Raw genomic sequence first — 14,893 nt, forward strand, 5'->3', positions numbered from 1 at the left:
ACCCTCGTCCTGAGATTGAGAGGGGAATTACCCGAATTATGAGGGGCTGAACACAGAAAAGTTCCGGCACTTATCGCAGCCACTGGCGGAATTTTTTATAGCGAAATGCCAGCAAGATGACGGCAAGTGTTGCGTAAATGATCGGTTGTGGCGACAACACTTTCACCGACCAAAGGTAGTGGATCGGCGCAAGAATTGCGATCAGATAGATAAAGTTATGCAGCTTTTGCCAGGATGCGCCCATCTTACGCTGTGCCCAAAGTGTGGAGGTGCAGGCCAGCGCCAGCAGCAAGATCCAGCAGATAATTCCCAGCGTGAGGTACGGGCGCGAAATCAGTTCGCTGCCAAGCAGACGGATATTGCTGATGCCCAGCTCAAGGAACGAATAGCTGAGAAGATGCAGCGTTCCCCACGCAAAACACCATAAACCCAGCAAACGGCGGGTGCGGATAAGCAGTGGCTGTTTGCCGTAGCGCGCGACGGGCGTGACCAGCAGCGTCACCAGTAAAAATTTCAGAGTCATCCTACCGGTAAAATGCTGAATATCTTTCGCCGGATCGGCGCTGAACCAGCCCTGATCGACAGAAAGTACGAGCCAGAAAAACGGCAAAATGGCGGCAAGGTAGATGACCACTTTCAGCCAGGTGATATTTGCAGGGCTTAAACGACGCATAATAAAGTGGCCTTCCTTAATAGAACTTCCGTAAATCCATACCGTGATACAGCGAGGCGACCTGTTCGGCATAACCGTTGAAGAGCAGCGTCGGCTGGCGCTGAACGTCGAGCAATCCGCCTGAACCGATAAATCGTTCCGTGGCCTGCGACCAGCGCGGATGATCAACATGCGGGTTCACGTTGGCGTAAAAACCGTATTCATTGTTCGCAATCTGGTTCCAGGTCGTCGGTGGTTCGTCGTGGGTGAATTTGATGCTCACGATCGACTTAATCCCCTTGAAACCGTATTTCCACGGCACGGTCAGGCGAACAGGCGCACCGTTTTGCGGCGGCAATGCTTTGCCGTAAACGCCGACGGTCAGCATTGTCAGCGGATGCATCGCCTCATCTATACGTAATCCTTCGACATACGGATAATCCAGCCCGCCGCCGATAAACCGGTCTTTCTGCCCCGGCATATGTGCCGGATCATAAAGGGTGGTGAACGCGACATAGCGCGCATTGCTGGTCGGTTCGGCCAGTTTGAGCAGGGAACTCAGCGGGAATCCGACCCATGGCACCACCATCGACCAGGCTTCCACGCAGCGCATGCGGTAGATTCGCTCCTCCAGCGGGAAGCGCTTCATGATGTCGTCCATATCGAGTGTGAGCGGTTTAGCCACTTCACCGTCGATTTTTATCGTCCAGGGTGACGTCACGAGTTGCCCGGCATTCGCGGCCGGGTCGGCTTTATCCAGCCCGAATTCGTAGAAGTTGTTGTAGCCTTCCACTTTATCTTCCGGGGTTAACGCGAGTGAATTCTGATAGGCAGCGGGTTTGGTGAAATCCAGCGGCTTGCCCGCAGGCGCGGGCGGGCGGTCATGGCCTTTGAACCAGGAAAGAATATCTGCCTGCGCACTGGCCGGGATCGCCAGTGCGGCAGCGCTGATCCCCAGCGCCTGCAAAACTTTACGGCGATCCTGAAAGATATCCTCGGGGGTGACATCAGCTTCCGTCAGCTTGCGAAATTTGGACATTGCAGTCTCCGGTATTCATCTTATTAATGTTTTTATCGTTATGTAGACAGCATGGCGTGAAACACAGGGTTTTGCGAGACAGGCAAATAAAATAGCGATTTTTAATCCCCCGTTTTGGCGCATTTCTCCTTCCACCATAAGAATTCTAAATTGATTAACTTTTGAGTTGCTATGCTATGAATGTATGTAAATGCAACTTTCCCGGGTACAAAATGGTCAGATATTGTCGAATATCAGGCCCTGCGCCCGCCAATGCCCGTAACATTCCTTCATGTCTGTTTGGTAAATTTCTCCTGCGGGCGGGTTTTTCTGTTTTATAGTAGCGGCGTTTTTTTCGTAGCAGGCTCAGAGAATACGGGCGCTGTTTCCACCTCACCGTAGCGAGTAAGGCACAGGGATGCGATTTACTACCAGACTATCGGCACTCATTTCGATGTTAGTTGCGCTGGCAATGTTGTTAATGTTGCTCGGCGTGACGTTTAGCTTTATCTACCTCAACAAGCAAAGTACCGAGCAGCACTTACAGGCGCTGGCGACCACTTATGATCAGTCGTTACTGACTCATACCCCGGCGGAAGCCGAGCGCTGGCTGCCGCAGGCGATGCGCATGCTGGACGTCACCGATATCGAGGTAAAGCTCGATAACTCTACGGTTTATGAATATCACGAGCGCCCGGATCTGCACCGTTCGTGGGACAGCGTGATGCCGGAATATGACACGGTAGTTATCCCTCTGATGCAAAACCACGCAATGTCGCTGCGTGTTTCTTATATTGATCCCGTCAGCAGCTATATCCGCTCCATGCGTTCAACACTCGCTATCAGTCTGGCCATCGTGGTCATGCTCGCGATGTTGATGCTGAGTTTCCGCTGGTTACGTAATGAAACCGACGGTGTGGAAAAACTGGAAGATCGTGCTGTCAGGATTTTGCGCGGTGAGCGGGAAGGGCTGGCTGGCACCGTCGGCGAATGGCCGCATTCTGCCAGCAGCGCTATCGATCTCCTGTTAACTGATCTTAATGAAGCGCGCGAACAGCGCAGCCGCGTCGATACATTGATCCGCGCATACGCCCAGCAGGATGCGCAAACCGGGCTCAGCAACCGGCTGTTTTTCGACAATCAGCTGGCGACGCAGCTCGAAGAAGCGGGCGCGCATGGCGTACTGATGCTGTTGCGGCTGCCCGATTTTGACATGATGCGCGAAATCCACGGGCAGACAGTAGTGGAAGAATTACGGTCGGCGATGGTGAACCTGTTATCGACTTTTGTTATGCGACATGTGGATGCGCTGCTGGCGCGCTACTTCCACAGCGATTTTGCTGTGCTTCTTCCGCACCGCACCTTGAAAGATGCCGAAGTGATGGCCGCGCAGTTAATCAATGCGTTGGGCGTGCTGCCGACATCTTCTCTGATCGACCGCGACGCCCTGATGCACATCGGGATCACCGCGTACCGTTTCGGCCAGACGCCGGATCAGGCTATGGATATGGCCGAACAGGCAACGCGCCATGCGGCATTTCAGGGCAGCAACAGCTGGTTTATCTACGATAAAAACGTGCCGGAAAAAGGGCGTGGCAGCGTGCGCTGGCGCACTTTGCTGGAAAACACTCTGGCGCGCGGCGGCCCGCGTTTGTACCAGAAACCAGCGTTTGGCAGAGACGGAAAACTCGATCACCGCGAGATTCAGCGGCGCGTCTTTGACGGTGAACAGGAACTGCTGGCGGCCGAATTCATTCCTCTTGTCGTGCAATTCGGGTTGTCTCAGAGCTTCGATCGGGTGATGTTAAGTCAGATTATTCCGTTACTTAACAGCTGGCCGGACGAAACGTTAGCATTTCACCTGACGGTTGATTCATTATTGCAGCGCTCATTTGTTCGCTGGTTGCGTGACACGCTGCTTCAGTGCGAAAGAAAACAGCGAAACCGAATTTTGATTGAACTTGCTGAGGCAGATCTCTGTCAACATACCGACCGGCTGCGCCCTGCGATCCGTTTATTGCAAGGTTTGGGCTGTCGGCTGGCGGTTTCACAGGCCGGACTGACGGTGGTCAGCACGTCGTATCTGAAAACTTTTCCGGTGGAAAGGGTTAAGCTTCACCCCGGACTGGTGCGTGATATTGATAAAAGAGTGGAAAATCAGCTCTTTGTTCAAAGTCTGCTCAGCGCATGTGAAGGGACTCAGGCGCTGGTGTTTGCCGCCGGCATAAGGACAAAAGAAGAGTGGACCACCTTGCAGAAAAGCGGGATCCACGGCGGCCAGGGGGATTTTTTTGCCGGACCACAGCCTGTTGAACCGGTCGGTAAAAAATATTCACACAACCGCGATGTTTAAGTGACCGTTATTGGTTTATTTAACGTAGAATGAGCCAGCTTTTAACCGACACCCTTACCTGGCATCCGGTGCACGCTTTATGGCCGCAGGTGGACGGAATATGTGGGTGAAAGTGTAAGAATTTATGTGCGGTGTTGCTACTTCGCCTGGGGGCCTGCCCGAGGTAAACCGAGCCTGCGATATAGAATTATTTCGCAGTGCCATCAGCCTCAAAAAGTAACAACCAGTGAATGGCGACATCGCGGACAATTTTCACGGAAGCAGGACGTTTTTGCGCCTTGTCGCTGCTTCGCGTGGTTGGTAAAGTAGGCGGATTTTATTTTCCGCCCCCAGCTTGCAGGATTATCCTTTCGTTATGTTTAAGAAATTTCGTGGCATGTTTTCCAACGACTTGTCCATCGACCTGGGTACCGCCAATACCCTTATCTATGTAAAAGGACAAGGCATCGTGCTGAATGAGCCATCTGTTGTGGCTATTCGTCAGGATCGTGCTGGCTCACCTAAAAGCGTTGCTGCTGTAGGTCACGACGCAAAACAGATGCTGGGCCGTACTCCTGGCAATATCGCGGCTATTCGTCCGATGAAAGATGGCGTTATCGCTGACTTCTTCGTGACTGAAAAAATGCTGCAACACTTCATCAAGCAAGTTCATAGCAACAGCTTCATGCGCCCAAGCCCTCGCGTGCTGGTGTGTGTGCCTGTCGGCGCAACTCAGGTTGAACGCCGCGCTATCCGTGAATCTGCACAAGGTGCAGGCGCGCGTGAAGTGTTCCTGATTGAAGAACCGATGGCTGCGGCAATCGGTGCAGGTCTGCCAGTTTCAGAAGCTACCGGTTCCATGGTTGTGGATATCGGTGGTGGTACAACGGAAGTTGCCGTGATTTCCCTGAACGGCGTCGTGTACTCTTCTTCTGTCCGTATCGGCGGCGACCGCTTCGATGAAGCCATCATCAATTACGTTCGTCGTAATTATGGTTCATTGATCGGCGAAGCCACCGCAGAACGCATTAAGCACAGCATCGGTTCCGCGTATCCGGGCGATGAAGTGCATGAAATTGAAGTGCGTGGCCGTAACCTGGCTGAAGGTGTTCCTCGTGGTTTCACGCTGAACTCCAATGAAATCCTGGAAGCGTTGCAAGAGCCGCTGACCGGTATCGTTAGCGCTGTGATGGTTGCACTGGAACAGTGCCCGCCAGAACTGGCTTCCGACATTTCCGAGCGCGGCATGGTGCTGACCGGTGGTGGCGCATTACTGCGTAACCTCGATCGCCTTCTGATGGAAGAAACCGGTATTCCGGTGGTTGTCGCAGAAGATCCACTGACTTGCGTAGCACGCGGCGGCGGTAAAGCACTGGAAATGATCGACATGCACGGCGGCGACTTATTCAGCGAAGAGTAATCTCAGCGAAGACTTGTTGTTTTTAACAAGACCCGTTGTAAGCAGGAATAGTCTGCCCGGGAAGGTGGTTGTCCGTCAGGTAAAACCTGCAACGTGAAGTGTGCAGTGTTCAATGTGGATCCGCGCAAACACTGTCTGAGCTTAATTGTTCAGGCGGTGTTTTTGGCTATCCCATGAGATTGCCGCCTTTTCTGTCAGATGAAGCACTGACTTCGACTGGCTGAAACCTTCTGTTGCCGAGGAACTCGCATATTTTATGAAGCCAATTTTTAGCAGGGGGCCTTCCCTGCAACTGCGACTTTTTTTGGCTATTCTTACGGCCATTGTCCTGATTGTTGCCGACAGTAAAATAGGTACGTTTGTTAAAATCCGCACCTATATGGATACTGCCGTAAGTCCCTTCTATTTCCTATCTAACGCCCCGCGTGAATTTTTAGATCAGGTTTCCTCGACTTTTGCGACACGTGGCCAGCTTGAATTGGAAAACCGCGCACTGCGTCAGGAATTGCTGTTGAAAAACAGCGATCTGATGTTGCTCGGCCAGTACAAACAAGAAAACGCCCGTTTGCGTGAATTGCTGGGCTCACCACTGCGTCAGGACGAGCACAAAATGGTGACGCAGGTACTTTCCACCAGTAATGATCCGTATAGCGATCAGGTTGTCATTGATAAAGGCAGCAACAACGGCGTTTACATCGGTCAGCCGGTGATCAGCGATAAAGGCGTAGTCGGCCAGGTTGTGGCCGTTGCCGCACTGACCAGCCGCGTTCTGCTGATTTGCGATGCCTCCCATGCGTTGCCGATTCAGGTGTTGCGTAACGATATCCGCGTGATTGCGGCGGGCAGTGGTTGTGCTGACGACCTTCAACTCGAGCATCTTCCAAGCAATACCGATATTCGTGTTGGCGATGTGCTGGTGACTTCCGGGTTGGGTGGGCGTTTCCCTGAAGGTTATCCGGTGGGCGTGGTGTCTTCTGTCAAAGTGGATAACCAGCGCGCGTACACCGTGATTCAGGCTCGTCCTACAGCCGGTCTGCAACGTCTGCGCTATCTTCTGTTGTTGTGGGGTTCTGACCGTAATGGCGAACATCCGCTTCCGCCGGACGAAGTGCATCGTGTTGCCAATGAGCGTCTGATGCAAATGATGCCTCAGGTTCTGCCGCCGCCGGGTGATATGGGGCCTCCGGCACCTGTTCCCGCTCCCGCCACAGGCACGGTGACGGCGCCTGTACAGGGAGCCACGCAATGAACAGTTACCGGAGCCACGGACGCTGGATTATTTGGCTATCCTTCCTGATAGCTATGTTACTGCAAGTGATGCCATGGCCTGAGCAGATTTACATGTTCAGGCCTTCATGGCTGATGCTGATCCTGATTTATTGGGTGATGGCCTTGCCGCACCGCGTCAATGTGGGTACCGGTTTTGTTGTCGGCTTCATCATGGATTTGATCCTAGGCTCAACGCTGGGGATCCGCGCACTGGCATTTGCGATTACCGCTTATCTGGTCGCCTTTAAATTCCAGTTATTCCGTAACCTGGCACTCTGGCAGCAAGCCCTGATTGTCATGGTGCTTTCGCTGGCCGTGGACGTCATGGTGTTCTGGGGGGAATTCCTGGTTGTGAATGTTTCATTCCGGCCGGAAGTCTTCTGGAGTAGTGTGGTTGATGGCGTTCTGTGGCCCTGGCTGTTCCTGCTGATGCGTAAAATTCGTCGTCAGTTTGCTGTGCAATGAGGATGTTATGACCGCACTTTATCTCGCTTCCGGATCACCGCGCCGCCGTGAATTACTGGCCATGCTCGACCTTTCTTTTGAGCGCCTGGTGACTGAAGTGGCAGAAGAGCGTCAGCCCGAAGAAGCCGCGCAGGATTACGTAATTCGTCTTGCCGAAGATAAAGCGAGGGCAGGCGTTGCGGTCGCAGCAGAAGATTTGCCGGTGCTGGGTGCCGATACGATTGTGGTCCTTGACGGTAAAGTGTTGGAAAAGCCACGTGACGAAGCGCAAGCCGCTGTTATGCTTAAGGCATTGTCCGGAAAACAGCATCAGGTGATGACCGCCATCGCCTTTGCGGATCGTCGGGATTGCCTCAGTACGCTGGTTGTGACCGATGTCACCTTCCGTTCACTATCCTCCGACGACATTGCACATTATATTCTGAGCGGTGAGCCCATGGATAAAGCGGGCGCTTATGGTATTCAGGGAAAGGGCGGTTGTTTCGTCCGTGAAATTCGCGGCAGTTACTATGCAGTTGTGGGTCTTCCTCTTGTGGAAACTCAGGAACTGCTAAATGAATTTTCTGCCTTACGCGAGCTTAGGAGAAAGCATGACAGCTGAATTACTGGTCAATGTCACCCCGTCTGAAACCCGCGTGGCCTACATTGACGGTGGCATTCTGCAGGAAATCCATATCGAGCGTGAGACCAAGCGCGGGATTGCCGGCAACATTTATAAAGGACGTATCAGCCGTGTATTGCCTGGGATGCAGGCAGCATTTGTGGATATCGGCCTTGAAAAAGCAGCGTTTTTACACGCTTCAGACATCATGCCTCACACCGAATGTGTGGCGCGCGATGAGCAGAAAAATTTCCATGTGCGCGACATCGCAGAGCTGGTGCATCAGGGCCAGGATCTGATGGTTCAGGTGGTGAAAGATCCACTGGGCACAAAAGGCGCGCGCCTTACGACCGACATCACGTTGCCATCCCGTTATCTGGTGTTTATGCCGGGAGCGTCGCACGTTGGTGTCTCCCAGCGAATCGAAAGCGAAGCAGAACGCGACCGCCTCAAACGCATCGTTTCAGAATATTGTGACGAACACGGCGGCTATATTATTCGTACTGCGGCCGAAGGCGTGGGCGAAGAAGAGCTCAAGCAGGATGCTGCGTATTTAAAACGCCTGTGGACCAAAGTCATGGAACGCAAGCGTCGTAACAAAACCAAGTGCAAGCTGTATGGCGAACTGGCGCTGGCGCACCGCGTGCTGCGTGATTTTGCCGGCGAAGCGCTGGACAGGATCCGCGTTGACTCCCGTCTGACCTATGAATTGCTGGTGGAGTTTACCAGCGAATACATGCCGGAGATGACCAGCAAGCTGGAGCATTACAGCGGCAAACAGCCAATTTTCGACCTGTTTGATGTGGAAAATGAAATCCAGCGTGCGCTCGAGCGCAAGGTTGAGCTGAAATCTGGCGGCTATCTGATCATCGATCAGACCGAAGCCATGACCACCGTAGACATCAACACCGGTGCGTTTGTCGGCCATCGTAATCTGGAAGACACCATCTTCAACACCAACACCGAAGCGACGCAGGCCATTGCCCGGCAGCTCCGGTTGCGCAATCTCGGTGGCATTATCATCATCGACTTCATTGATATGTCGAATGAAGATCACCGGCGCCGCGTTTTGCACAGCCTCGAGCAGGCATTATCCAAAGACCGCGTCAAAACAGGTATCCACGGTTTCTCCGCGCTCGGTCTGGTGGAAATGACCCGAAAACGTACCCGCGAAAGCGTCGAGCACGTACTGTGCAGCGATTGCCCGACCTGTCACGCGCGTGGCACGGTGAAAACGGTTGAAACGGTGTGCTATGAAATTCTGCGTGAAATCGTGCGCGTGCATCACGCCTACGATTCTGACCGTTTCCTGGTTTACGCGTCGGCGGCCGTGGGTGAAGCGCTTAAAGGTGAAGAATCCCATGCGCTGGCCGAAGTGGAAATCTTCGTCGGGAAACAGGTCAAAGTGCAGATTGAACCGCTCTACAGTCAGGAGCAGTTTGACGTGGTGATGATGTGATTTGATGGCAGCAAGCCAGCAACATCAAGAAGTTAAAGGTTTCCATTGCCGTCCATACGGGTGAAAACCCGTATGGAATGGGAAACAAGGAGAGAAGTTTGAGGCGACTGCCCGGTATTTTATTAACGACCAGCGCTACCCTTGTCGTGATAGTGGCTTTGGTGATCAGTGGCTTGCGTCTGGCATTGCCTCAGCTCACCCGCTTTCAGACACAACTGGTCAGCAAAGTAGAATCCGTTACGGGCGTTCCGATCGAGTTGTCGCAAATCAGCGCCAGCTGGCAAACTTTTGGCCCTGTCATGGAAATCCGTGGTCTGCATGTGACCCTGCCGGATTCAGACTGGCAGGTTCAGCGCATCACGATGGCGCTCGACGTCTGGCAATCCCTTCTCCATTTCCGCTGGCAGTTCCGCGATCTCACTTTCTATAATTTGCAGCTGGATCTGAACAGCACGCTGGGCGGCGATACCAATAAAAGTAACGGCATTCAGCCAAACCGCATCAGTGACATCTTCCTCAGGCAGGTCGACCATTTCGATCTGCGTAACAGCCGTATTTCTTTTCTGACGCCTTCCGGCCCGCGCGCTGAATTTGATATTCCGCAACTGACCTGGCTGAATACGCACAACCGTCACCGCGCTGAGGGGCTGCTGAGTTTATCCAGCTTCAACGGGCAGCACGGTATTGTGCAGGTGCGTATGGATCTGAACGATACCAATGGTCTGCTCAATAACGGCAAAATCTATTTGCAGGCCGACGACATTGACATGAAGCCGTGGTTCAGCCGCTGGCTGCGCAGCAATACCGGTTTAGAAAATGCCAATTTCAGCCTCGCGGCCTGGCTGACGGTGCGCAACGGCGATATTTACGCGGGCGATGCGCTGCTGAAAAACGGCTCGGCGACCTGGAAAACGGGCGCAGATGAACACCGTCTGGACGTTGATAACCTGGCTCTGCACGGCAGTCGTCAGGGCAATGGCTGGCAGGTTGGCACGCAGCAGCTGAACCTGAAAACCGACGGCGTAGAGTGGCCGAAAGGGCGTCTCGAAGCACTGTATCTGCCTGAAAATAATGATTTCCTCGGCCCCACGCAGGGCGAAGAATTACGTATCCGCGGTACAAATCTGCAACTCGAACGTTTAGGGCCGATTATCCCGACGTTTTCCTTCCTGACGCCGTCGCTGCTGGAGCGCTGGCAGGATCTGAAACCGGCCGGGAATGTTGATCGCCTTGCGCTGGATATCCCGCTTAAACAGCCGGATCAGACCCGTTTTGATGCCAGCTGGAATGATGTCAGCTGGCAGCGCTGGGAACTTCTGCCCGGCATTAACCACTTTACTGGCAGCCTGAAAGGCAGCATGTCGGGCGGGCAACTGAGCGTTAATTTGCAGGACAGCCTGTTGCCATATGGTGAAATGTTCCGTGCTCCGCTGGACGTGAGCGCGGCAACCGGTACGTTCAGCTGGACCAGTGGCAAAGACGGCTGGACGCTGTCGGGCAAAGACGTGGATGTCAAAGCCAACGCGCTGTGGGCGAAAGGTGACTTCAGCTATCAGCAGCCTGCCGAAGGCCAGCCGTGGCTGAACATTCTGGCCGGTATCCGCCTGTATGACGCCGGTCAGGCCTGGCGCTATTTCCCTGAGCCGCTGATGGGCAAACATCTGGTGGATTACCTGAGTGGGGCGATTCAGGCCGGACAGGTGGGTAACGCGACGCTGACCTTTAACGGCAATCCGCATGATTTCCCGTTTAAAAAGAACGAAGGGCAGTTCCAGGTTTGGGTTCCGCTGCGCCATTCGACCTTCCAGTTCCAGCCGGAATGGCCTGCGCTGACCGATCTGGATATTGACCTCGACTTCCTGAATGACGGCCTGTTTATGAAAGCCGCGCACACCAAACTGGGCAAAGTCGATGGCAACAACGTCGTGGCCAATATTCCTGATTATCTGAAAGAAAAACTGTTCATCGATTCCGACCTGCGCGGGCAGGGTAAAGATATCGGCGATTACTTCATGGATACACCGCTTCACGACACGCTCGGTTCTGCATTGCAGGAACTCCAGATTGGCGGCGAAGTGAATGGCCGCTTACATCTGGATATCCCGCTGGACGGGGAACTGGTGCGCGCATCCGGTGGCGTAACGCTTAATGACAACAGCCTGTTTATCAAACCGCTGGACAGCAAAATCAGCCATCTCAGCGGCCAGTTCAGCTACGACAACGGCAATCTTCAAAGCAATCAGTTAACCGGTAACTGGTTCGGGCAACCGATCAACGTGATGTTCAGCACACAGGAACTGCCGGACGATTTCAAAGTGCAGGTCGGTCTGGATGCTAACTGGCAGCTGTCAAAAATTCCGGGCATGCCTGCCGCGGCAGCCAACAAAATTTCCGGCGGTACGCCGTGGAAAGGCAACGTCAATATCACCCTTCCGCATAAAGGTACGCCGACGTATACCGTAGACGTGAATGCCGACCTGAAAGATGTAAGCAGTCACTTACCTGATCCGCTGAACAAAAAGCCGGGTCATTCGATGCCGCTGGTGGTGAACGTTAAAGGTGATTTGCACAGCTTTAATCTGGAAGGTGTGCTGGCGGGTAAAAACCATTTCAACAGCCGCTGGTTGCTGGGTAAACAGCTGAAACTGGACCGCGCCTCATGGCAGGAAAACACCAAAAAAACGCCGCCGTTGCCGGATGACAGCAGCCTGACGCTGCATCTGCCACCGCTGGATGGTGAAAACTGGCTTGGTCTGTTGTCGCCGGACAAAGCGACGCAAAGCGCCAGTACTAAACTGTCCGGTTTCAGTTTCCCGCACCAGATTATCCTGACCACACCGGCGCTGACGCTGGGCGGACAGGTCTGGAATGACCTGACGATTCAGTCGGTTCAGAGCCATCAGGGCATGGAAGTGACCGCCAAAGGTAAAGAAATCGACGGCACGCTGAACATGAATGACAACGGTCCGTGGCTGGCGAATCTGCGTTATCTGTATTTCAACCCGCAGTGGACCGTGGACGACGTGGCCAGCAGCGGCCAGCCGGGCGGGAACCCGTTTGCTACGAGTAAGATTTCTTTTGCGAACTGGCCTGCATTGCAGCTCCGGTGCGAAGCGTGCTGGTTCCTCGGGCAGAACTTCCGCAAGGTGAATGCTGACCTGACGCCGCAGGGCAATTTGCTGATGCTGCGTAATGGCCTGATTGATACCGGCGTGGCGAAACTGGACGTGCAGGGCGACTGGAAGCAGGACGAACAGGGCGAAAATACCGGCCTGAAAGGAAAACTGTCGGGCAAAAATATCGAACAGGCGATGTCCTTCTTTGGCGTGACTACGCCGCTCAAAGACGCGCCGTTTAATGTGAACTTCGATCTCCACTGGAAATCGGTGCCGTGGAAGCCGGATATCAGCACGTTGAACGGCACGCTGAAAAACGAGCTGGGCAAAGGCGAAATTGCTGATATCGGCGGCGGTCGCGCCGGGCAGCTGCTTCGTCTGGTGAGCTTCGACGCGCTGCTGCGCAAGTTGCGTCTGGATTTCAGCGACACCTTTGGTCAGGGATTCTATTTTGATTCCATCAAATCCACCGCGTGGATTAAAGATGGCACGCTGCACACCGATGACCTGCTGGTAGACGGGCTGGCGGCGGATATCGCCATAACCGGTAAAGTGAATTTCGTGAACCAGCAGCTGGATTTAGAAGCGGTGATTGCGCCGGAAATTTCAGCCACCGTCGGCGTGGCGACGGCATTCGTGATTAACCCGGTGGTCGGTGTGGCGGTATTTGCGGCCAGTAAAGTGCTGGCACCGCTGTGGAATAAAATCTCGCTGATCCGCTACCAGATTAGCGGCACGATTGCTGAACCACATATCAATGAAATTTTGCGTAAACCCGCTGTACCGCCAAAAGAGGCCACCGCGCAGTAACGTTTCCGTGACGGCGCAGGAAAGCTCGTTCGGGCTGTGTTAGGCTGTTAATAACCTTGTAACAATGGATTGTCCGGCAGGTTGGCTGATTATTTCAGTGCCAGCGCTGCCGGATTTTCGTCTAAAAGAGAGTGAATCTATGAGTCTGGCCTTAGTCAGTGAGCAGTTACTAACTGCCAATAATCTGAGTCATCAGGATCTGTTTTCCGTTTTGGGCCAGTTGTCAGAACGTCGCCTCGATTATGCCGATCTCTTTTTCCAGTCCAGCTTCCACGAAGCCTGGGTGATCGAAGACAGCATCATCAAAGATGGTTCTTACAATATCGATCAGGGCGTCGGTGTTCGTGCAGTCAGTGGTGAAAAAACCGGTTTTGCCTATGCCGACCAGATCACGTTGAACGCGCTGAATCAAAGCGCGACGGCGGCGCGAAGCATCGTCCGCGAGCAGGGAAATGGCAAAGCGCATACGCTGGGCGAAATCGCTTACCAATCCCTTTATACGCCACTGGATCCGCTGCAAAGCCTGCCGCGTGAAGCGAAAATTGAGCTTCTGCATCGTGTCGATAAAATTGCCCGCGCTGCCGATAAACGCGTTCAGGAAGTCAGCGCCAGCATTACCGGCGTCTACGAAACCGTACTGGTCGCCGCAACCGATGGCACGCTGGCGGCAGATATCCGTCCGCTGGTTCGCTTGTCTGTCAGCGTGCTGGTCGAGCAGGACGGTCGTCGCGAGCGTGGTTCAAGCGGCGGCGGTGGCCGCGTCGGTTATGATTATTTCCTCGAAACCGTCAACGGTGAAGTGCGCGCAGAAGCTTTTGCGCGTGACGCAGTGCGTATGGCGTTACTGAACCTGACCGCCGTTGCGGCACCTGCGGGCGGCATGCCTGTGGTACTCGGCGCGGGCTGGCCGGGTGTGCTGTTGCACGAAGCGGTCGGGCATGGCCTCGAAGGCGATTTCAACCGTCGCGGAACGTCAGTCTTCAGTGGCCAGATGGGTAAACTCGTGGCTTCTGAGCTGTGTACGGTTGTTGATGACGGCACAATGCCAGGCCTGCGCGGCTCGCTGGCCATCGACGATGAAGGCGTGCCGGGGCAATACAACGTGCTTATCGAAAACGGCGTGCTCAAAGGTTACATGCAGGACAAACTGAACGCGCGTCTGATGGGCGTTGCGCCAACCGGTAATGGCCGTCGCGAATCCTATGCGCACCTGCCAATGCCGCGCATGACCAACACCTACATGCTGGCCGGGAAATCGACCCCGGAAGATATTATCAGCAGCGTGGAATACGGCTTGTACGCACCGAATTTCGGCGGCGGTCAGGTCGATATCACCTCCGGCAAATTCGTGTTCTCCACCTCTGAAGCCTATCTGATTGAAAAAGGCCGCATCACCAAACCGGTGAAAGGCGCAACGCTGATTGGTTCGGGCATCGAAGCGATGCAGCAGATTTCCATGGTCGGTAACGATCTGGCCATCGATAAAGGCGTGGGTGTGTGCGGTAAAGAAGGCCAGAGCCTTCCGGTCGGCGTCGGCCAGCCAACCCTGAAACTGGACAATCTGACGGTGGGCGGTACGGCTTAATACCTTCCCCGGCCAAAGTGTCGGGGATTTTTTTGTCTGTTCACCTTCACTTATTCTGCATTCCTCATACCTGTGAACCTCCTCACAACGCGCACTCCTTTTAAGGTCTAGCTTCTGTCATCATTTTGATTTTGTTGTATTTATCTGATGAATAAAACAATAGATA

Annotated in this window: 10 protein-coding genes; 8 read left to right on the top strand and 2 right to left on the bottom strand. The window is 53.9% G+C overall.

The window, feature by feature from the left end:
- Positions 1 to 70: 70 nt before the first annotated feature.
- Together msrQ and msrP are read right to left on the bottom strand one after the other, a co-directional pair.
- Positions 71 to 673, bottom strand: a complete 603-nt coding sequence (gene msrQ, locus IV433_RS24675; protein ID WP_195816279.1) for a protein-methionine-sulfoxide reductase heme-binding subunit MsrQ — start codon at positions 671 to 673, stop codon at positions 71 to 73.
- A 16-nt stretch (positions 674 to 689) separates the two neighbouring features.
- A complete protein-coding gene (msrP, locus tag IV433_RS24680) occupies positions 690 to 1,691 on the bottom strand; it encodes a protein-methionine-sulfoxide reductase catalytic subunit MsrP (RefSeq protein WP_195816278.1) in 1,002 nt (333 codons plus the stop codon).
- A 397-nt stretch (positions 1,692 to 2,088) separates the two neighbouring features.
- Here msrP and csrD point away from each other — a divergent pair, with 397 nt between their 5' ends.
- The 8 genes from csrD to tldD all read left to right on the top strand — a co-directional run bounded on the left by csrD (position 2,089) and on the right by tldD (position 14,727).
- Positions 2,089 to 4,023, top strand: a complete 1,935-nt coding sequence (gene csrD, locus IV433_RS24685; protein WP_195816277.1) for an RNase E specificity factor CsrD — start codon at positions 2,089 to 2,091, stop codon at positions 4,021 to 4,023.
- A gap of 355 nt (positions 4,024 to 4,378) precedes the next feature.
- A complete protein-coding gene (gene mreB, locus IV433_RS24690) occupies positions 4,379 to 5,422 on the top strand; it encodes a rod shape-determining protein MreB (RefSeq protein WP_013577291.1) in 1,044 nt (347 codons plus the stop codon).
- 256 nt (positions 5,423 to 5,678) lie between these two features.
- Complete coding sequence (gene mreC / locus IV433_RS24695; RefSeq protein WP_195816276.1) at positions 5,679 to 6,671, top strand: rod shape-determining protein MreC; 993 nt, start codon at positions 5,679 to 5,681, stop codon at positions 6,669 to 6,671.
- Positions 6,668 to 7,156 (top strand): rod shape-determining protein MreD, encoded by a 489-nt coding sequence (gene mreD, locus IV433_RS24700; RefSeq protein ID WP_013577289.1) that lies wholly within the window; start codon positions 6,668 to 6,670, stop codon positions 7,154 to 7,156. The genes mreC and mreD overlap by 4 nt, the downstream gene beginning before the upstream one ends.
- A 7-nt stretch (positions 7,157 to 7,163) precedes the next feature.
- On the top strand, positions 7,164 to 7,757 hold the full coding sequence (locus IV433_RS24705; RefSeq protein ID WP_195816275.1) for a Maf family protein: 594 nt from the start codon (positions 7,164 to 7,166) through the stop codon (positions 7,755 to 7,757).
- Positions 7,747 to 9,216, top strand: coding sequence for a ribonuclease G (gene rng, locus IV433_RS24710; protein WP_013577287.1), 1,470 nt, complete (start codon positions 7,747 to 7,749; stop codon positions 9,214 to 9,216). Before IV433_RS24705 ends, rng begins: the two co-directional genes overlap by 11 nt.
- Before the next feature lie 98 nt (positions 9,217 to 9,314).
- Positions 9,315 to 13,142, top strand: coding sequence for an AsmA2 domain-containing protein YhdP (gene yhdP / locus IV433_RS24715; RefSeq protein ID WP_195816274.1), 3,828 nt, complete (start codon positions 9,315 to 9,317; stop codon positions 13,140 to 13,142).
- A 139-nt stretch (positions 13,143 to 13,281) separates the two neighbouring features.
- The gene (tldD, locus tag IV433_RS24720) at positions 13,282 to 14,727 is read left to right on the top strand and encodes a metalloprotease TldD (RefSeq protein ID WP_195816273.1); all 1,446 of its coding nucleotides are present in this window, start codon (positions 13,282 to 13,284) and stop codon (positions 14,725 to 14,727) included.
- Positions 14,728 to 14,893 lie beyond the last annotated feature (166 nt).

The organism is Rahnella laticis (genome assembly GCF_015644585.1).
Classification (GTDB): Bacteria; Pseudomonadota; Gammaproteobacteria; order Enterobacterales; family Enterobacteriaceae; genus Rahnella; species Rahnella laticis.